The organism is Thiolinea disciformis DSM 14473 (assembly GCF_000371925.1).
GTDB classification, from domain to species: Bacteria; Pseudomonadota; Gammaproteobacteria; order Thiotrichales; family Thiotrichaceae; genus Thiolinea; species Thiolinea disciformis.
This window is the reverse complement of the sequence record NZ_AQVE01000001.1, coordinates 288650-308581: the sequence shown is the minus strand read 5'-3', so window position 1 is coordinate 308581 and position 19932 is coordinate 288650. Positions and strand designations below refer to the sequence as shown.

Sequence of the window (19932 nt, the reverse complement as noted above, 5' to 3'; positions counted from 1 at the left end):
ATGAATAGACACATAAAATTCTCAGTTGTCGCCTTACTGGCAACAACCCCTTTAGGCGTCAGTCTTGCCGAACCCGGTGATGCTAACGCGTTTTTTAATAATCGCCCAACCACTACTCCTGCTGCTACCCCAGCACCACCTCCCCCAAAACCTGAGCCTATTGTGGTAGCACCCACACCCCCAATAAACCCTGCACCTGCTATAAGTAATCCAGTTGTCATTAGACCAGCTGTAGCTACGACACCAGCGAATCGTGCTTTACGTTCCAGCTACACGCCTCCGGATAGCTACGTACCCCCTAGCAGTAATATCAGTAGCGCGCCCACTATCAACACCAGACCTACCGTTAGCAGTGATAAGCAAGCTGAACAACCACAAATGTCTCAACGTGAAATGGACGAGCGTTTATGGTTAGCAGCCTTAGCAGGTCATTATAATGTGGTAGTCGACATGATTGAGCAAGGTGCTAATCCAATGATTGCTACGCAGTTCGGTGAAACGGCCATGCACGCTGCCGCTGCTCGGGGGCACACACAAGTTGTGATGTATCTTCGAGAGCACGGTGCCAATATTCACGCACGGACTTCCAAAGGTTGGACTCCCTTGCACCATGCTGCTCGCTTTGGACAAGTAGCTGTTGCAGGTTATTTGGTTAAACAGGGCGCAAACCCTAATCACCCCACTACCGATAATGCACACAAAACGCCTTTGGATTTAGCATTGGATAAAAACGATCTGCGCATGGCAAGAACTTTAGGATATTAAAAGACACTGCTACACTAGACTTTTCACTATACCGTTGTAGCAAGGAATCAAGATGCGCAATTTAGCAAAAGCGTTGATCGTGAGTGCAATCGCCGCTGTAGCAATGTCTGCTTGTACTCAAGAAACCCAAAATAAATTGGGTCGAGCGATTAATAACTGGACAGGCACGAATGGTGTGCTAGAAATTTATGCGGGTGACAAAGTCGCTAGACGCTTTATTCGGATCGATAAATTGACCACGGCTGAAGGTACAAGTAGTTCTGATGCACGTCCTTATCGTTATGGCTATGGCTATTTGGACTCCAATCTAAACGGCATCGTGGATAAAACCGAAAGCTATGTTTATTTTGAAGTGAGTGACTATTCCACTCCTTATGTGTTCTTTGAAGAACCTAAGGGCGGCGCTGTAGCTGCGCAATAAACCCTGCAATAAAACCTACTAGATGACCGACTTCTCGTGAGTCGGTCACTTATCTGTTTTCACCGTGGGATTCCACTGACTGAATCAGTGTATCTAGATGCAATGACAAAGCTCTTGAGACTAAGCCACCTAATTGACTAATAAATAAAGTCCCCATAGCAGGGTGAAAGCGATCCGCTTGTTTACTACCCAAAGCCAAGACGCCTATTTCACGCGCTTCAAATAATGGGATCAACACTGCTGATTTAATCGCCGAGCTATCCTCGCCAAATAAAAACACTTGCTGGCGCGGGCGTAAACGACCACAAACAGGCTGACGCTTTTGAAATAAGCCAGACATTTGCTTTAAGGAGCGATCTTCTGGATCAATAAAATAAAGGCTATTCTCACGTGACTTGCCCCGACCAATAAGACGCAATACCACCTCATCGGCATCAAACTCCGATAACATTAAATCACGGCAGGTGGCCACTACATCATCTAAATCATCGCAAGTCATCAACTCCAAGGCTAAATGATGCAAGCTTACGACAACACGTTCATTTTCACGCGCCACCCGCAAAATATCTTCGAGCTGTCTTCCTAGTTGCATTTGACGATCGCGCTGGCGTTGCACCAAACGCTCTAACAGGGAAATAGCTTCACCGCTTTGTGGGTGTGGCAATTTGAGGACATCCAGCAAGGTTTCATGTGCCTCAAAAAAATCACGATGCTGATCTAAATAGCTCGCTACTTGTTCTGCTGTGAGTTCTGCTTTATTGCTCATATTGCCAAGACACCTGAATAAACTGTTGTTGTCGGGCCAGTCATTAACACAGCCTGCCCTTCACCATACCACTGAATCGCTAAACGACCGCCGCGCAAATCGACTTGCACAGCCTCATCCAGCAACCCTTGCAAACGCCCTACTACGACAGCCGCACAAGCGCCCGTACCACAAGCCAAGGTTTCACCCACACCGCGCTCAAATACTCGTAAACGAATATGCCCACGATTAAGAATTTGCATAAAACCAATATTGGCGCGTTGTGGAAATACCGGATGAGATTCTAACCAAGGCCCAAGGTTTGCAACGGGTGCTGTATCGACATTCTCAACTACAATTACACCATGCGGATTGCCCATGGAAACGGACGCGAAACTTAGTGCAGTCCCATCCCAGTCGACAGTATAGAGGGTTTGGCGCTGTTCGGAAACCAGCGGAATTTGCTTAGGCTCTAATTTAGGAATTCCCATATTCACGGTAATCTGACCATCGGCTTGAACATTCAATACGATACGTCCACCCGAAGTCATCACCGGAATTTCTGTTTTCGTTGTTAAGCCTTGTTCACGTACAAATGTTGCAAAACAGCGCGCACCATTACCGCATTGCTCAACTTCACCACCATCCGCATTAAAAATGCGATAACGAAAATCGGCATCATTGCCCTGATAAGGCCCTACCACGAGCAGTTGATCAAAGCCAATCCCAAAATGCCGATCCGCTAATTGTTGAATCTGTGCTGTAGAAAGATTAAAGGACTGGCGTACAGCATCCACGACCATAAAATCATTCCCTAAACCGTGCATTTTGCTAAAGCGTAACGGTGAAGCTGCCATGAATTTACCTTGCATTCCTTTGGTATATTAGTATAGAAATATATAGCGAAACATTAAAATTGATGCTATGTTAGCGCACAATAATAGACTGTACGTCTTTATACTTAACGTCAACTGAAATCAGGAGAGGAAAATGACCGATTTCAATATCGAGCTGGATGCGCGTAACTTGAATTGCCCCCTACCCATTTTGCGCACCAAAAAATCCATGAACGGCATGAATGCTGGTGAAGTTTTAAAAGTCATTGCAACCGACCCCGGCTCCGTTAAAGATATGGAAGCTTATGCACGTCAAACGGGTAACGAGTTAGTGGCTACTGCTGAGAATAACGGCGAATTTGTTTTCTATATTAAGAAAAACTAAGTCACGCGCGCCCAGACCTAGGCATAATAAAGACACCTTCGGGTGTCTTTTGCGTTTTAGGAAAGCCTATGAGCCTGTCACAACGTATTCAACACACGCTTGAGCAACGTCGGACTGCATCCCTTTATCGTTCCACACGTAGCTTTGAGATGGCGCAACAGCCGCAACGCCTCTTAAATGGCAAGCCCATCCTAACTTTTTGTAGCAATGATTATCTTGGCTTAGCCAATCATCCTGCTGTCATTCAAGCTTTCCAACAGGCCAGCAATCAGTATGGGGTTGGCAGTGGGGCTGCTCATCTAGTGAGTGGTCATACTCGCCTTCACCAAGCCTTAGAAGAAGCACTAGCAGCCTTTACCGGTCGAAAGCGAGCCTTGCTTTTTTCCACAGGCTATATGGCAAATCTGGGGGTGGTAACTGCTTTGTTAGATCGGCATGACACGGTTTTCGAAGATAAATTAAATCATGCCTCCTTAATTGATGCTGGCAGCCTATGTGGTGCAAAACGGGTGCGTTATCCGCATAACGATGTCGCACAGTTGGCTAAGCGCTTGGCGCAAACTGAGACGGGCGAAAAACTGATTGTCAGCGATGGCGTATTCAGTATGGATGGTGATGTAGCGCCTATGCGCAATCTTGCCCAATTGGCACACCAATATAACGCTTGGTTAATGATAGATGATGCACATGGTTTGGGGGTCTTGGGGAAAAACGGCGCGGGTGTGGTGGAAGTTGAAGATTTGACACAACAGGATGTTCCTGTATTGATGGGTACGCTGGGGAAAGCGCTGGGCACAGCCGGTGCTTTTGTAGCGGGGAGTCAGGATTTGATTGAATATCTGATTCAAACGGCACGCCCTTATATTTATACCACCGGACAACCGCCCGCAATTGCCGCCGCGAGCTTAGCTAGTCTGAAATTGGTACAGACTGAAGCGTGGCGACGTGACTATTTGCAGCAACTCATTCAGCGTTTTCGCCACGGCGCGCAACAACTTGGCCTAGCCTTAACGGATTCTACCACGCCGATTCAACCGATTATCTTAGGTAGCAGTGAAGCGGCCTTGCAAGCAAGTCGGCAATTAGAACAAAAGGGCATTTTAGTAACCGCCATTCGCCCGCCTACAGTACCTGCCAATACAGCTCGTCTGCGCGTGACCTTGAGTGCTGCTCACACGGAACAAGAACTGGATCAATTGCTTAGTGCATTGGCTCAACTTGCGTACTAAAACGTCCTAATTGTGCCAAAACCACAGTGGCATAAGCACCCGCTGGTAAACTAAAACTTAAAACGAATGTGGCTTTTGTTGCATCGAGGCTGCGTAATTGTAGATTTTCTACTTTAACACGCAAGGCGCGGCGTTCTTGTTTCAAACCTTGCTGCTCTAAACCTTGGCAAAATAAACCAAACCTCGCCGCCTGTTCTGTTTCTAAATGCAGCATCTCCGCTTGCGTCGGCAAAGCGCCACGCCCCCACAAAGCGCCTGTTGGATGAATCTCCAAACGCTTTAAACGCTCGCTCAAATCAGGGCTAGCATCATCTGCAAACCAAGCACTGCCACCCTCAAACTGAAAAATATCGCCCACCATGCGCTGATGCCATGTCCTGTTCCGCACGCGCTTGGCCAGAATATGATTAAAAATCCATGAACGTGCCGCTGATAAATAAAGGCTGATTTGTTGGCGTTGCTTGGGCTTAAATGCTCCATTAAACCAAGCTTCGGCTTTATGCAAATTGCCGAGTTCATTGCCAAAACGTTGTGCACCAAAATAATTAGGGACACCCTGCTGAGTGATTTCCTGACAAAGCTGTTGCGCTGCTGACCAATCACCCCTGCACTCGCGCAAGGTCAACTCAAAATAATTTCCTAATAAAGCACCACGGCGCAATTTCTTATCGTGACGCTGCGCTTCAAGAATTGCAATTTCGGGTGGTAAGGCTTGAAAACTGGGATCAGTCTTACCGGCTAATTGCAAGCTGAACCATTGGGTAGTGACAGCATGACGATCTTTTAAGCCTGCATAGCCCACTTCTGCTGGACTAAGTCCCGCTACCCGCGCTAATTGACCTGCCACCCAGTCGGTATTGGAATTAGTTTTACGCACTTTGAGCCATAGGTGTTCGCCCTGACCTGATAAAGGAATATCCAGCAGCTCGTCTACCCGAAAATCCTCAGGCTTTACACGATAAAGACCCTCAAGGGAAGACATATACGCACTCGGAAAGTCAACAATATAGGCTGTCATGGAATATTATCTAAGCAAAGAAGCACTTAGTGTGCTAAATAAGCAGCGTTACGACAAGGTTTACATACATGCACTAACACCTAAACATTTTACACAGCCCTAGACATTAAAAATAATGTTAACAAAATGTGAATTATTTTTTTGGAACAGGTGCATTTTGAATAAAAATAATTACAATGCGCGATGTGCATTCATTATGCACACTTTCTATACATGGTGATGGTCTTGGAGTGTCATCCTTATCCATCATTACCCCCTTATTAAGGATTATTGGAGGAGTCACCAATATGAAATCATTCACTACGATTATTAGCGCTGCTTTATTAGCACTCAGTCTGAATGTCATGGCAGAAGATGCTAAACCAGCCGCTCCTGCAGACATGGGCACTGAAGCTGAAGCGCAAGAAATGAGCGAAAAAGCAGCCAAATTAGTCGATGAAAAAGGCGAAGCCGCTTTCGAAACCTTCAAGGCTAAAGATAGCGGTTTCATCGCTAAAGACCTGTATGTGTTCTGCATGGATGAAGCAGGCAAAATGTTGTCTCATGCTTTGAAAGATGATTTAGTTGGCAAAGACATGCTAGGTTTTGACAAATACGGCGATAAACCTTTCGAAAAAATGGTTGAAGTTTCTAAAAGTGCGGAAGGCAAAGGTTGGGTTGATTACAAATGGCCTTTACCGGGCGGCACTGAACCACAAGATAAAAAAAGCTACATCATTAAGAACTCTAAAGGTTTCTTCTGTGGTGTTGGCGTTTACGTGAAGAAATAAGTCTCGGCTGATTTCCCTCGGGTTGTAGGTTTTGCTTACAACCCATTTCACTCAAAACTGCTACGCTCGGCAAAAAATCTCAACACCTAGCAGCTTTAAGCAATCTGATTTTTCTTAACCACCTCCGTCACTGCCGCACTTGCTCCATCGGTTCTAGCTTACAACACAAAGTGGTTACTTCTAGCCTAATTGCCTAATCCCACTAAAACCATCATCCAAAGCGGCAAGGCTTGTAGGTATTCGGACTATAATAATTAAACTGAACAATATTTATAAAAATTCTTGGTTTAAGGGAGATAACCATGAACACAGTCAAGCAGTATTTAATGTTTTTGCCACTCTGCTGGATGATCACTTACGCCACCACTTATGCCAGTGAAGCCAATCTAGCTGCCACTCAAACTACCATGCTCAGTGTGAATAAAGTACCACCAAAAGGACGGGGAAGCCTGAGCGAAACGGAGCTAACTTATTATAAAGAATTGGGACCACTGCAATTAGCGGCCCATCAACTACCCTTACCCCAATATCCGACATGGCGTTTGTACTTTGCCCTTTATCCCAGCCTAGATGCCGAGGGCATTTTGTCTGGCTATCAGGTGAAGGCGCAGCGGATTAATTTATCGCCGTTGCTGTATCAGTCATTAGTGGAGGAATATGGCAAAGAAAATGCTGACCCCACATTAAATAATAAAACGCCCTCAGACCAATTCACTCTGACTTATCAAATTGTGCAAACTATCACTGCCGACCCCATTGAAAAGGCCATTAAATACATCCCTAAGCTCCTCACCAAGCAAGCATGTGGCCTGCAATTACAGTGCAATCAGCTGTGGAATGACACGCCCGCCAAGTGGAGCAAAGCAAAACCAATCCAATTGGAGCGTGCGCCTTGGGATAAGCAATTACATTTGCCTGCTGCACTGATTCGCGCACTCGCCCAGCAAACTAACTGGCTGCAAAAGCAAGGAAAAGTCTGGCAATGGGTGACACCAGAATTGCCGGAAGGCATTGATGCTAAGCATCCTTGGGTCGAAGTGGTGATTGATAATTATACGGGTAATGGCGGTATGATAGCTGCCGATTGGATTGAGCGGGTAGCCGATGATAGTGTGACGCAAAAAGTCACCCGCATTATGCTGGGCGATGATGAAGTCAAAGGTTTAGCGTATCAAGCCAATCGTTGTGCACGGGGTAATAACAAAACGTTGTTACCAGTTTGCCCTTAAGCGAACCTTGTACACTAAAGACTTATCCATAACTTAGATCTGACGGCTAAACTCAAGCGCTATGAAAATGAATAGATTGTTCGAATTTTACGACCAATCAATGGTGTGCTGTCATGATAGCCTGACTTTTTCAAGTGCTTATTCAAGGAGCTTGTATGCGAATTAATCTTGATCATTGTGTTATTCATGTTTCCAACTGGGAACGCTCTAATGCGTTTTATCAGAACGTTTTGGGTGCAGAAGTCATTCCTCGCGGTAATGGTTTTGCCTATCGCCTAGGAAATGCCCAATTAAATTGTCATGGCCCCAATGTCAATGCAGCACCCGTGGCACAAATTCCCGTTCAGCCTGGTAATAGTGACTTGTGCTTTATCTGGTCTGAGTCGATTGAAAGTGCCATTGAACATCTAAAGCAGCATGGCATTCTTGTTGAACTAGGCCCAGTAGCACGCTTTGGGTCAAAAGGTCACGGAACCAGTGTGTATTTCCGCGACCCTGATGGCTCATTGTTGGAGTTTATTTCGTATAAGGTTTAAGGTTTTAATGTGGGTTGCAAGGTTTGTCTTTGCATCCAGACATTCACTAGCATTACCAAAGCCAATACCACCAACAAGCCCCTATTCAAGCCCTGCCAGCTAAAGATTTGAATTAATAAACCACCCGCCGCTACACCAATAATGGCGGCGATTGCAATAATCAATTCCGCAATCCCTTGGGCACGTCCCTTTTCATTCGCAGGATAGGCTTTATTGTATTGGTTGGTACCTGCCACATACATCAGGTTCCAAGCAATCCCTAAGAGAAAAAGACTAATGTGATAGTGCAGCTCTGTCGTCCCTAAAATCGAAGCAAGTGCACTCAAGGCAAAAACCACTAAGCCTGCTAACAGTACAGGTTGCGTCCCCCATTTATCGACTAATTTTCCACTGATAAACGAAGGCAGGAACATCCCAATAATATGCCAGCCAATCACCGATATACCTGCATCGACTGAATAATGGTGTTGATGCATGGCTAAGGGGGCGACCAACATCATTAACATCATAACACCCTGCCCAAAGGCTGTATTACCAACCCCTAACCAATAAGCTGGTAGTTTTAAGAAGTTGGCAGTGCTTGCTTTATTCACAGCTTGGGCGGCTGGTTTTGCCCCCAAAAAACTAATCATGACTAAGGCGAATAGACTAAAACAGGCGACTAAGGCATAAGCGCCCCAATACTTAGGTTCAGCTAGCCATTGATTAGCAAATTTTGCCAAGCTCGGGCCTAGAATCGCCGCTAATAAGCTCCCACTTAAAACCCAACCAATAGCCACACCGGATTGTTGGGCTGGCATTTCATCCAATGCGGCAAGGCGATAATAAACCGAAGATGCTTGATAGATGCCCATTAATAAACTAGCGATACAGAAAATTAAGAAGCTTTGCAACGATAGAGCTAGCATAGCGAGCAAGGCAGCAATCACACCAGCCAAAGCACCGACTTGAAAACCTAAACGCCGCCCAGAGCGCTGCATCAGAATGGATAATAGATAAGTTGCTCCCAACGCACCTAGGCTAATTAAAGCATAAGGTAAGGTTGCCAAACTGGAATGGGGCGCTAATTGCAAACCAATCACAGTGGATAAACTAATACCAACCAAGACCGCAAACCAATAACAAGCCTGCGCAAGTGACAAAATCATAATTTTAGGATGCATGGTCTAAATCCTCTCGATAAACAGAAAAACGCTTGCGATAGTCGGCAGGCGCGACATTTAAGGCTTGCAGGAATTTGCGGCGTAAGATTTCGCTACTTTGAAAACCACATTGTTGTGCAATACGCGGAATGGATAAATCGCTCGATTCTAATAACCAACGTGCTTGATTGAGACGGGCTTGCGCAATATAACGCGAGGGGGCTAAACCTGTGGCTGCACTAAATTGACGGGAAAAATTCCGCACACTCATGGCAACTAAATCAGCCAATTGAGCAACCTCTAAGGCTTGGTCAAGATGCTGATGAATATACTGTTGCGCTTTGCGTAACGCAGGATGTTGCAATTCACGCAGCCCCTTTATAGGTGAACTAAATTGATTTTGCCCACCTGGGCGATGATAAAACGCCACCATCTGCCGTGCCGTTTCCAAAGCTAATGGCTGCCCACAATCGTCTTGTACCAATTGCAAAGTAAGATCAATACCCGCTGTGACTCCAGCTGAACAATAATATTTGCCATCGTGGGTAAATAGCGCATCAATATCCAACTGTACTTGAGGAAAACGTGTTCTAAACTCTGCATAACGTTTCCAATGCGTGGTTGCGCGTCGCCCATTGAGCACGCCTGTTGCTGCTAAAATAAAAGCACCACTACAGACGGAAGCGACCCGTCGTGCCTTGGATAATAAATCTTGTAACGGTTTAATCAGGGTCTGATCTTGAGAAAGCGTGGTGGCAGGTGTCCCGCCAACAATAAGGAGTGTATCTAAGCTGAACTGCGCTAACTCCGCCAAACTCGTATCACACAGCACCCGTGTTTGCGTGGCAAGGGTGATTTGTAGCTGATTCTGTAAAGAAACTAAACGCGTGCGATAACGGGGTTTGGAAATATTTTGTGGCTGTGCATCCAATAATTCATTGGCTGAAGCAAACACTTGTAAAGGGCCGAATACATCGACTGCATTGGCATCATCGTAAGCAAGCAACGCGATTTCAATGAAGGTTGGGGTCATGACAGCCGCTAATAGGATTTGAATAGCCGTCATTATAAGGCGCACCAGCATGGCTGATAGGACAGAAAAGCTCTAAAATCGGACAAATTAGCTTTTGTCCACGCATTTAGATAAATAAATCTCGATTTTTCTCTTGCTTCTAACGTTTTTACGCTTGAATGCGTTATGCTGCGCGCGCTAATCCCAGCTTTAAAGGTACAGAATGACATTTTCAGATTTAGGTTTAGATGCCGCCTTGGTTCGCACGGTAGAAGAGAAGGGCTATCTCGAACCCTCGCCCATTCAAGCGCAAGCCATTCCCGCCATTTTACAAGGCAGCGACATCATGGCTGCGGCACAAACGGGCACAGGCAAAACCGCTGGTTTCACTCTTCCCTTATTGCATCGCTTAAATCTCGGCAAGCCCGTACGCAACAATAGAGTGCGTGCCTTAGTACTTACTCCAACCCGCGAATTGGCGGCACAAGTGCATGAAAGTGTGCAGACCTATGGGCAACATCTGAAATTACAATCTAGCGTGGTCTTTGGTGGCGTCAAGATTAATCCGCAGATGATGCGCTTGCGCCGTGGTGCTGATATTTTGGTGGCAACGCCTGGGCGCTTAATCGATCTCTACGAGCAAAATGCCTTACAATTCAACGACCTGGAAATCCTAGTGCTTGATGAAGCTGATCGTATGTTGGATATGGGCTTTATTAATGACATTCGCAAAATCCTAGCGTTATTGCCCAAAAAACGCCAAAACCTTCTATTCTCTGCAACTTTCTCGGATGACATTCGCAAACTTGCCAAAGGTCTATTAAAAGACCCGCTCGAGATCAGTGTTAGCCCACAAAATTCCACCGCTCCTGCAGTCGAGCAAATCATCTACGAAGTCGATAAAACAAACAAAACCGCTCTGCTGGCTCACTTAATCAAAGAGCAGCAGTGGAATCAAGTGCTGGTATTTGGTCGCACTAAACATGGGGCAGATCGCTTAGTACGCCAATTAACTGCACTAGACATTCCCTCTGCCGTCATTCATGGCAACCGCAGCCAAAACCAACGCACCGAGGCCTTAGCTGGCTTCAAACAAGGCAAAGTACAGGTGTTAGTGGCAACCGATATCGCGGCACGGGGTATTGATATTGACCAGTTGCCTTATGTAGTGAACTACGACTTGCCACAAGTGGCGGAAGATTATGTGCATCGGATTGGACGCACAGGACGCGCTGGAGCAAGTGGCTACGCGATTTCCTTAGTGTCTATGGATGAAAAAAAACAGCTCGTGGATATTGAAAAACTCACCAAACAAAAATTCGAGCGCCAACAAGTACTCGGGTTTGAACCTGATCCTCATGCCCCTAAAACGGATACCAAACCGAAAAATTCGCAGAATATCAAAAGCCCCAATAGCACTGTCAAAGTCAAAATGAATCATAGTGCGAAGGCGCTGGGAGCAAAATCAAAAGCGGGTGCTAAACCGAAAGCAGCTAGCCAACCAGCCAATACTCCAGCACGCTCTAAAAATCGTCCGCGTCAGCAGCGCGCACCGTAACGCAATGGAAAACTTAAATCTTTTTAGCAAGCCGATAGGGTTATGATGAAACTGTTCTACTCTCCCACTTCACCGTATGCGCGCAAAGTTCGTCTATTGGCTATCGAGAAAGGTCTGGATACGCTGATTGAAACGGTAACGATTGATACCGCCAACCCTGCACCAGAATTATTAAACGCTAATCCACTAGGTAAAGTGCCTGCATTATGGCTAGACCATGGTGAAACTATTTTCGATAGTCCGGTGATTTGCCGCTATCTGGACAATCTTAAACAGCCTTATTGGATTCCGCGTGAGCCGACTGCTGAAATTGAGGTGTTGCGTTGGGAAGCTTTGGCAGATGGGTTAACAGATGCGGCGTATAATTTGGTGATGGAGCAGCGCGGCCGTCCGGAACAAGAACGTTCACCGCGCGCGATGGAGCGTTGGACGACAGAAATTACGCGTACTTTGCGCTATATCGAAACGCACATGGCAACGCTTCCTAGTGGAACTACTTTAGCACCTTTGGCTTTAGCTGCTGCACTAGGCTATTTAGATTTTCGTCTATCGCATTTACTACGCAGTGAGCGCAGTGAGCAGTATCCTACACTTCTTGCGTGGTATGACACCCTGCGTGAAAGCCCTGCCATGCGAGCGACCCAACCAAGTTAAACCTTAGTCACCTGCCAAAAACGAGGTCATTTTCCACTTACCGTTTTTCTTTTCAAAAAAAGCGCGGTAATCAATGGGACTACGTGCATAGATGTTAGATACATATCCCTTTTTACCATTAGGCGCTATGACACTCACCCACTGTTCAGTCCATTGACTATTAGGGCTAATAGGTAAAATGACATAGCTAACAGTGGTAATAACTTTGCTAGTAGTACTCGGTTTTTCACGAATACGTACATCCTTACCCACGATAGCAATATTTTCAAATCCATCCTTATTGTCAGGCCATGCTGCGGCCACATAAGGAGCATTGAACGTCGTTCGATCGATAAATTTTCCACCTAAGGCTAAGACTGTGCCCAATTCTTTCCACAAAGCACTATGCTTGACATTCGCTTGATTAAGCTTCCAAATTTTTTTGAAGTTCTCGAAGCCATTATCGTCGCCAAACCCATTTTGGATTTTCAAATCAACCACTGCTAAAACAGCTTTCGTGTCGTGACGGGCGACCGCTGTACTTAATTGCTGGCGAAACGCGAGAAAGTCACGTTGCTTAGCAGCTTCATCCACGGGTTTGAAAGAAACAGGCGCCGCAAAAGCACTCGTAAATACGAAAGCGCAGGCTAGGCTCAATCCAGCGACACTGCTATGCAAACCTTTCATTCACTCAACTCCCTCGTGATGATTAAGCTAGTAAGGTATCTGATCTAGCACCCAAAGCTGGTGCCCTAGGATGTTAAGGCTTACGAATACCGGTCTCAATGGTCTTGAGCAACATCTCTTCATAATAAGGCAACGGTTGATCCAACATGCCATCCAAACGTAATTGGATCAGGCGAATCGCCCCGCCAAATACACTAGCGGACATGACCCAAGGGTCAAGTGCGATAAATTCGCCACATTCAATCCCTTTCTTAATGATGGAGCGCATCTTAATAAAAGGTTGTGACAAGGTAGCGAGTGGATCTTCACTCAAAAACTCATTGTGTTTCGCATGAAAAATAAAGGCAATAATATTACGGTGGGTTTCGGTATAACCAAATAACTGCCTAATTAAGGAGGCGCATTGTTGCCATGGTGAGGCATATTCAGCGACTACACTATCCACTAAATCATCTAATTCTTTCAGAATATGCTTATAAAGTGCCTGTGCTATCCCTTCTTTGCCGCCGAAATAATTGTATATTGAACCGATACTGACGCCCGCACGCTTTTGCACTTCGTGAATCGACACATTATGGTAGCCATTTTCAACAAACAGGTCTAAAGCCGCCGTCAAAATACGGCAGTCAATAGGTTCAGGTTGTGGTGGACAAGTTCTTAAATAAGGCATAAGAGTTAGCGTAATGAATTACTTGCTAAATATCAATTGACAAGAATGAACATTCATTCTATTTTGACTTAAAGTCCCTTGAAAACGAGAGGAGAGTACTATGAAATGCCGTGCAGCGGTGGCTTGGGAGCCACAAAAACCCTTAGTGATTGAAGAAGTTGAAGTCGAAGGACCACGCGAAGGCGAAGTGCTCCTCAAAGTTGTAGCCACTGGCGTATGCCACACGGATGCGTTTACGCTGTCTGGCGATGATCCTGAAGGTGCTTTCCCTTGTATTTTGGGTCACGAAGGCGGCTGTATTGTAGAAGAATGTGGCCCTGGTGTGAAAAATCTCAAGCCCGGCGATCATGTGATTCCTTTATACATTCCAGAATGCGGGGTGTGCGAATACTGCCAATCGCCAAAAACGAATCTTTGCCAGTCGATTGCAGCCACCGTTTGGACAGGTTATATGCCGGATCATACCCGTCGCTTCAAGTGTAAAGGCCAAGATATTTTCCATTATATGGGCTGCTCAACTTTCTCCGAATACACCGTAGTTCCAGAAATCGCCCTCGCCAAAATCAATCCTGCTGCCCCTTTAGATAAAGTTTGCTTACTGGGTTGTGGTGTAACGACTGGTATCGGTGCTGTCTTGAATACTGCTAAAGTTGAACCAGGTTCTACCGTGGCTGTATTTGGCTTAGGGGGTATCGGTTTGTCCGTCATTCAGGGGGCGGTGATGGCACAAGCGGGACGCATTATTGCCGTGGACTTGAATCCAGCCAAATGGGAAATCGCCAAAGCGCTAGGTGCTACGGATTTCGTGAATCCTAAAGAGGTGAATGGTTCAGTGGTGGAGTATATTAAAGACCTAACCAATGGTGGCGTAGATTACTCCTTTGAATGTATTGGTAATGTTAAAGTCATGCGTGATGCGCTTGAGTGCACCCATATGGGCTGGGGGGTTTCTACCATTATTGGCGTCGCTGGCGCAGGCCAAGAAATTTCTACTCGCCCCTTCCAACTCGTCACCGGCCGTACTTGGAAAGGTACAGCTTTCGGTGGTGTAAAAGGCCGCACTCAATTGCCAAGTTATGTCGAGAATTACATGAATGGCAAGATTGAATTGGATAGTTTAGTCACGCATACCATGCCACTAGAAGACATTAATAAAGCCTTTGATTTAATGCATCATGGCGAAAGCATTCGCTCAGTGATTATTTTCTGAGGTGAGTATGCAGCAGATCGAAAGTATTAAAGAATGGGGCGGTTATCTCAATCGCTACACACATGAATCACAAGCCTGCGCTTGCACCATGACCTTTTCGGTCTATTTGCCGCCGCAAGCTGAAACCCAGAAAGTGCCAGCCTTGTATTGGCTGTCGGGCTTAACCTGTACTGATGATAATTTCCGCGTCAAAGCCGGTGCACAGCGCTATGCAGCAGAACACGGCATTGCTTTAATTATCCCCGATACCAGCCCGCGTGGTGATGATGTGCCGGATGCACCCGAGCGCTATGATTTAGGCAAGGGTGCAGGGTTTTATGTGAATGCCACGCAGGCACCTTGGGATAAAAACTATCACATGTATGCCTATGTCACTGAGGAATTACCTACTTTAATTGAGGCCAATTTTCCAGTGATAGCGGGTGTGAAGTCGATTTCTGGACATTCGATGGGTGGGCATGGTGCGCTGATTGTAGCGCTGAAAAATCCACAAGCTTATCGCTCAGTATCGGCGTTTTCACCGATTTGTAATCCCGTGAAAGGTGCATGGGGTCAAGGCTGCTTTACAGCTTATATCGGCTCGAATCAACTGGATTGGCAAGCCTACGATGCGACTTGTTTAGTACAAGCAGGCGCACGAGTACCGGATATTTTGATTGACCAAGGTACGGCAGATGAATTCTTAACTGAAGGTCAATTGCTGCCAGAAAACTTTAAAGCGGCCTGCGAACAAGCTGGGCAAAAGCTAACGCTGCGGATGCAAGATGGCTATGACCATGGCTATCATTTCATTGGCAGTTTTATTGGCGAACACATTGCTTGGCATGCACAACTGTTGAAGCACTAACTAGCTTCGGCAAGGGCGTTTAAGTGAAGCGCCCTTGACCGCAAGTAAAGATGATCAGAATCAAATCAAACGATGATTCATGACAAAATGATCAATGATTTGATGAACCTCATGGGAACGTTGTGGGTTTTCTTGGCTTTCGACATGCTCTAAATAGGTTTGCAAATACTGCAACATCCGCCTTGAACTTCTAGCACTTTGCTCAGCATCCTGTGCCAACACACAAGCTTCTAGGGCATTGACGCCTGCACCATATTGAATGGCAGACACAGCATCATCCGACAGACCACAATAATCGACACAATCTTTTAAACTCAGCATAACATCCTCCTCTGACAAAACATGGGCATGTTTTGTAGGCAAATCCCTCGTGTTTGCATTTCTCTCTAATCTAATTCACTAGACTAAAGAGCGTAACTTATTGAAATGTAATATTTTTAACTTAACGAACGAGAAGTCATACAGCTTTTTAGTGTTGTTGGTAATGTTTAACAAAACATTCAACTATTCTTATAGCATAGATATTTAACAAAACCTTATTAAACTTTAATGAAATTTTTTGAGCTGCTTTTCTGAAAAAAAGCTAAGCCGCCACCTTGAGTAGCATCTAACGCTACCTTTGCACTGAGTGATTGGCATAAGGTCACAAAACATCGTATGGTGTGTCATCCTATAACCACTCAGTCAGCTAAGGAGAATGCGGATGTGGCAGCTATTACGTGTTCAAGGTTTTAGCGCCTTTATCACTATGGCATTTTTGAATGCTTTCGTGATTTTTGGCCATACCATTATTCTGCAAAATACCATTTTCAAGTTAGCTAATAGCCAAGAACAGGTGATTCGAGCCGCTTTAGCCAATGCATTATTATTAATTCCTTTCGTATTAAGCCTGACTCCCGCTGGTTTTGTATCGGATAAATACCCTAAAGTAACTATTATGCGCTATACTGCTTGGGGAAGTTTAGCTACAACTTTATTAATTACCTTAAGTTATTACATGGGATGGTTTTGGCTATCCTTTTCTCTAACTTTTGTTTTAGGCTTATTAGCTGCCTTTTACTCTCCTGCTCGCACTGGCTATATTCGTGAGTTAATTGGTGAATCCCGCCTTACTCAAGGCAATGCTTTTCTCCAATCTGCAACCATGATTGCTATTTTGCTTAGCTCTTTTTTCTTTTCTATGCTATTTGAAATGAAGCTCGCTAATGAAATTTTTAGCAGTGAATCGCAAGTTTTGGCTTTAATAGCTAGTTTAGGCTGGGCTTTATTTTTACTTTCTGGTTTTGTTGTCTGGTGCTCCTATCAACTCCCCTTAACACGATCTACTAACCATGAGCTAATATTTGACAAGAAACGTTATGTTGCAGGTCAATTCGCACGTGCCAATTTCCAAACAGTCTATCGAAGCCAAATTATTTGGCTAACTATTATTGCCCTATCCGTATTTTGGGCGGTTTCACAGTTTATTGTTTTAGCTTATCCAGCTTATGCAAAGCAATACCTGAATATTCATAATACCGTGACTGTCCAAGCGCTGATTGCCTGCTCGGGCATCGGTATTATGCTTGGATCGCTATGGGCGGGAAAATTATCGCGCAACTATATTGAAATCGGCCTTATTCCGGTTGGTGCGCTAGGCATTATGATCAATGTGGCTTTGATCACTTGGTTGGATAGTTTATTTTTCCAAGCCTTGAATTTTTTCAGCTTAGGGATTATGGGTGGTTTATTTGTAGTACCGCTGAATGCTTTAATGCAATACCATGCTCCCCTTGAAAAACTAGGTCGTGTCTTATCTACTTTCAATCTAGTCAGCAATATCCTCATGCTCAGTTTTATTGGCATTGCGGTGATGCTTACCTTAAGACAAGTCGACAGCCAAGCCTTATTTACCTTTCTTAGTTTTCTTGTCAGTGCTGGTGCACTTTATACAGTTTATAAAATGCCGCATTCTCTATTACGTTTTTTGGTGGGACGTTTATTTAAAGTACGTTATCGCTTAAAAGTTCTTGGATTCAATAATCTACCTTCGAAAGGTGGAGTTTTATTATTAGGCAATCACATTAGCTGGATTGATTGGGCTTTAGTACAAATCGCCAGCCCTCGTGCTATTCGCTTTGTAATGGACAAGGGCTATTATGAACAGTGGTATTTAAAAGGCATTCTAAGCTTCTTCGGTGTTATTCCCATTAGCTCTGGCTCTAGTGAAGGAGCTTTAAGTGAAGTAAAACGCTATTTAAATGAAGGCGATGTGGTTTGCTTATTTCCTGAAGGCACCATTAGCCGTACAGGGCATTTATCAGAATTTAAACGCGGCTATGAAAAAGCGGTTAAAGATACTAATGCGATTATTATTCCCTTTTACTTACATGGCCTTTGGGGTAGTCGTTTCTCACGCTCTAGCGGCTTTTTGCGCGAAACCCGCCCCTCAGGTTTAAAACGTGACTTGATTGTGTCTTTCGGCCAACCCTTGCCACCAGACACCAAAGCGCCTGAGCTGAAGCAAAAAGTATTTGAACTATCCTTCGAAACTTGGCAAGTCTATTCGCATATGATCGACCCCATTCCCGTCACTTGGCTGCATGTTGCCAAGCGTCTTGGAATGCGCATGGCAGCGACTGACGTGCTGGGTGAGCCATTGGGCAATTATCGCTTTATGACTGCCGTGTTCCGTTTTGCCAAGCTCATCAAACAAGGGAATCCGGAACAAAACGTCGGTATTTTATTGCCCACCAGTATGGGTGGAACCATGGCGAATATGGCGGTATTGAGCTTAGCCAAAACCGTGGTCAACATTAACTACACCGCTAGCCCTGAGGCCATCAAAAGCTCGGTAGAACAAGCGGGCTTAAAACGCCTATACACCTCGAAGTTATTTCTCAAGCGTCTCGCTGAGCAGCGCAGTTTGGATATTCAAGCGATTTTGCCGAATACCGAGATGGTGTTTATGGATGATATGAAAGCAGCTATTCCTAAACATCAGCTCTTATTAACGATGGCAGCAGTGATTTTGTTACCTGCACGCTTGTTAGAACTGCTGTATTTACGCTATACCTCGCTTGAATTAACGGCTGCGATTCTTTTTTCTAGTGGTAGTGAAGGTACACCAAAAGGGGTTGAATTAAGCCATCGTAATTTGGCTATTAATGCACGTCAGGTCGCGGATATGCTTAACACGCGTGAGGATGATGTATTGATGGCAACCTTGCCTAGCTTTCATGCCTTTGGCTTGCTCGCCAATATTCTCATGCCACTTTCTGAAGGTATTCCCATCGTTTGTCATCCTGATCCCACTGATGCCGTGAATATTGCCAAAGGTGTGGCAAAATACGAGGCCACTGTACTATTTGGGACCTCGACATTCTTACGCCTCTACGCACGCAACCAACGTGTTCATCCATTGATGTTCCAAAGCTTACGCTATGTGGTGGCAGGCGCGGAAAAGCTTGCGCCCGAAGTACGTCAACTGTTTAGTCAGCGTTTCAATAAATCTATCTTAGAGGGCTATGGCATGACAGAAACTTCTCCCGTAGCCAGTGTGAATGTGCCCGACAAATTAGACTCCAGTTCTTGGAAAATACAGATGGGTAGTCGCGAAGGCACCGTCGGTATGCCTTTACCCGGCACGACTTTCCGCATTGTTGATCCTGAGACTATGGAAACCTTAGCGGCAGGTACAGATGGCTTAATTCTCGCCGGTGGTCCACAAGTGATGAAGGGCTATTTGAATGCACCCGAAAAAACAGCACAAGTGATTGCGGAATTAGACGGTAAACGTTGGTATAAGACCGGTGATAAAGGTCATTTAGACGAAGATGGCTTCTTAACCATTGTGGATCGTTATTCACGCTTCGCCAAATTAGGCGGTGAAATGGTGAGTTTGACCGCAGTTGAGCAGGCGATTCGCAAAAGCCTGCAAGATCCTGAACTCGATATTGTTGCTATTAACTGTCCTGACGAGAAAAAAGGCGAGAAAATCATTTTGTTGCTCGGTGGCGAGCATGAGCCAAAAGCAGTCCGCGACCAATTACTGGCAGATGGTAGTTTCAATGGCTTAATGTTACCGGCTGAGATCAAAAAAGTAGCTGAAGTACCAAAACTCGGCAGTGGTAAAACAGACTTCGCCACTTCTCGCAAACTCGCGCAAAGTTTAATGTCCTAAACTTTTTCGCCAATAGGCTGCCTAAGCACACAGGCAGCCTGTGTAACTGTTGTGATACGACGATCTTGTTATACTAG

The 19932-nt window shown here is 45.3% G+C and carries 20 protein-coding genes; 12 read left to right on the top strand and 8 right to left on the bottom strand.

Translation table 11 applies throughout. From position 1 onward, the window contains the following. Both A3IE_RS21775 and A3IE_RS0101470 read left to right on the top strand, forming a co-directional pair. A complete protein-coding gene (locus tag A3IE_RS21775) occupies window positions 1–765 on the top strand; it encodes an ankyrin repeat domain-containing protein (protein ID WP_020393798.1) in 765 nt (254 codons plus the stop codon). A gap of 52 nt (window positions 766–817) precedes the next feature. After that, entirely contained in the window at window positions 818–1186 is a 369-nt protein-coding gene (locus tag A3IE_RS0101470) for a hypothetical protein (RefSeq protein ID WP_020393797.1), read from the top strand. Window positions 1187–1235: 49 nt separating this feature from the next. On the opposite strand, the gene A3IE_RS19590 is transcribed toward A3IE_RS0101470, so the two are convergent. Next, window positions 1236–1952, bottom strand: coding sequence for a DUF484 family protein (locus tag A3IE_RS19590; RefSeq protein ID WP_020393796.1), 717 nt, complete (start codon window positions 1950–1952; stop codon window positions 1236–1238). Further along, the gene (dapF, locus tag A3IE_RS19585) at window positions 1949–2788 is read right to left on the bottom strand and encodes a diaminopimelate epimerase (RefSeq protein ID WP_020393795.1); all 840 of its coding nucleotides are present in this window, start codon (window positions 2786–2788) and stop codon (window positions 1949–1951) included. Before dapF ends, A3IE_RS19590 begins: the two co-directional genes overlap by 4 nt. A gap of 133 nt (window positions 2789–2921) precedes the next feature. Here dapF and A3IE_RS0101455 point away from each other — a divergent pair, with 133 nt between their 5' ends. Next, a complete protein-coding gene (locus A3IE_RS0101455) occupies window positions 2922–3152 on the top strand; it encodes a sulfurtransferase TusA family protein (protein WP_020393794.1) in 231 nt (76 codons plus the stop codon). A gap of 68 nt (window positions 3153–3220) precedes the next feature. Beyond that, on the top strand, window positions 3221–4381 hold the full coding sequence (gene bioF / locus A3IE_RS0101450; RefSeq protein WP_020393793.1) for an 8-amino-7-oxononanoate synthase: 1161 nt from the start codon (window positions 3221–3223) through the stop codon (window positions 4379–4381). Here bioF and truD read toward each other — a convergent pair. Beyond that, entirely contained in the window at window positions 4353–5399 is a 1047-nt protein-coding gene (gene truD / locus A3IE_RS0101445) for a tRNA pseudouridine(13) synthase TruD (protein ID WP_020393792.1), read from the bottom strand. The genes bioF and truD overlap by 29 nt on opposite strands. Window positions 5400–5686: 287 nt before the next feature. Between truD and A3IE_RS0101440 the strand changes: the two genes are divergently transcribed. From A3IE_RS0101440 to A3IE_RS0101430, 3 genes are all read left to right on the top strand, one after another. Continuing rightward, window positions 5687–6169 (top strand): cache domain-containing protein, encoded by a 483-nt coding sequence (locus A3IE_RS0101440; RefSeq protein WP_020393791.1) that lies wholly within the window; start codon window positions 5687–5689, stop codon window positions 6167–6169. Between the two features lie 302 nt (window positions 6170–6471). Then, window positions 6472–7398: a hypothetical protein gene (locus tag A3IE_RS0101435; protein WP_020393790.1), complete on the top strand. Its 927-nt coding sequence runs from the start codon at window positions 6472–6474 to the stop codon at window positions 7396–7398. 155 nt (window positions 7399–7553) lie between these two features. Then, complete coding sequence (locus tag A3IE_RS0101430; RefSeq protein WP_020393789.1) at window positions 7554–7934, top strand: VOC family protein; 381 nt, start codon at window positions 7554–7556, stop codon at window positions 7932–7934. Here the strand turns inward: A3IE_RS0101430 and A3IE_RS0101425 are convergent. Together A3IE_RS0101425 and A3IE_RS0101420 are read right to left on the bottom strand one after the other, a co-directional pair. Continuing rightward, the gene (locus tag A3IE_RS0101425) at window positions 7931–9097 is read right to left on the bottom strand and encodes an MFS transporter (RefSeq protein WP_020393788.1); all 1167 of its coding nucleotides are present in this window, start codon (window positions 9095–9097) and stop codon (window positions 7931–7933) included. The genes A3IE_RS0101430 and A3IE_RS0101425 overlap by 4 nt on opposite strands. Next, entirely contained in the window at window positions 9087–10142 is a 1056-nt protein-coding gene (locus A3IE_RS0101420) for a GlxA family transcriptional regulator (RefSeq protein ID WP_020393787.1), read from the bottom strand. The genes A3IE_RS0101425 and A3IE_RS0101420 overlap by 11 nt, the downstream gene beginning before the upstream one ends. A 169-nt stretch (window positions 10143–10311) precedes the next feature. Here A3IE_RS0101420 and A3IE_RS0101415 point away from each other — a divergent pair, with 169 nt between their 5' ends. After that, the gene (locus tag A3IE_RS0101415; protein ID WP_020393786.1) at window positions 10312–11646 is read left to right on the top strand and encodes a DEAD/DEAH box helicase; all 1335 of its coding nucleotides are present in this window, start codon (window positions 10312–10314) and stop codon (window positions 11644–11646) included. Between the two features lie 42 nt (window positions 11647–11688). After that, a complete protein-coding gene (locus A3IE_RS0101410) occupies window positions 11689–12300 on the top strand; it encodes a glutathione S-transferase family protein (protein WP_020393785.1) in 612 nt (203 codons plus the stop codon). Between the two features lie 3 nt (window positions 12301–12303). Here A3IE_RS0101410 and A3IE_RS0101405 read toward each other — a convergent pair whose 3' ends face one another. Both A3IE_RS0101405 and A3IE_RS0101400 read right to left on the bottom strand, forming a co-directional pair. Then, window positions 12304–12966: an SH3 domain-containing protein gene (locus A3IE_RS0101405; protein WP_020393784.1), complete on the bottom strand. Its 663-nt coding sequence runs from the start codon at window positions 12964–12966 to the stop codon at window positions 12304–12306. A gap of 73 nt (window positions 12967–13039) precedes the next feature. Further along, a complete protein-coding gene (locus tag A3IE_RS0101400) occupies window positions 13040–13636 on the bottom strand; it encodes a TetR/AcrR family transcriptional regulator (protein ID WP_020393783.1) in 597 nt (198 codons plus the stop codon). A gap of 100 nt (window positions 13637–13736) precedes the next feature. Here A3IE_RS0101400 and A3IE_RS0101395 point away from each other — a divergent pair, with 100 nt between their 5' ends. Together A3IE_RS0101395 and fghA are read left to right on the top strand one after the other, a co-directional pair. Next, entirely contained in the window at window positions 13737–14846 is a 1110-nt protein-coding gene (locus tag A3IE_RS0101395) for an S-(hydroxymethyl)glutathione dehydrogenase/class III alcohol dehydrogenase (RefSeq protein ID WP_020393782.1), read from the top strand. 7 nt (window positions 14847–14853) lie between these two features. Beyond that, a complete protein-coding gene (gene fghA / locus A3IE_RS0101390) occupies window positions 14854–15693 on the top strand; it encodes an S-formylglutathione hydrolase (protein ID WP_020393781.1) in 840 nt (279 codons plus the stop codon). A 60-nt stretch (window positions 15694–15753) separates the two neighbouring features. Here the strand turns inward: fghA and A3IE_RS19580 are convergent, their stop codons facing one another. Beyond that, on the bottom strand, window positions 15754–16014 hold the full coding sequence (locus A3IE_RS19580; RefSeq protein ID WP_020393780.1) for a hypothetical protein: 261 nt from the start codon (window positions 16012–16014) through the stop codon (window positions 15754–15756). Between the two features lie 382 nt (window positions 16015–16396). Here A3IE_RS19580 and A3IE_RS0101375 point away from each other — a divergent pair, with 382 nt between their 5' ends. Beyond that, window positions 16397–19855, top strand: coding sequence for an acyl-[ACP]--phospholipid O-acyltransferase (locus A3IE_RS0101375; protein WP_020393778.1), 3459 nt, complete (start codon window positions 16397–16399; stop codon window positions 19853–19855). Window positions 19856–19932 lie beyond the last annotated feature (77 nt).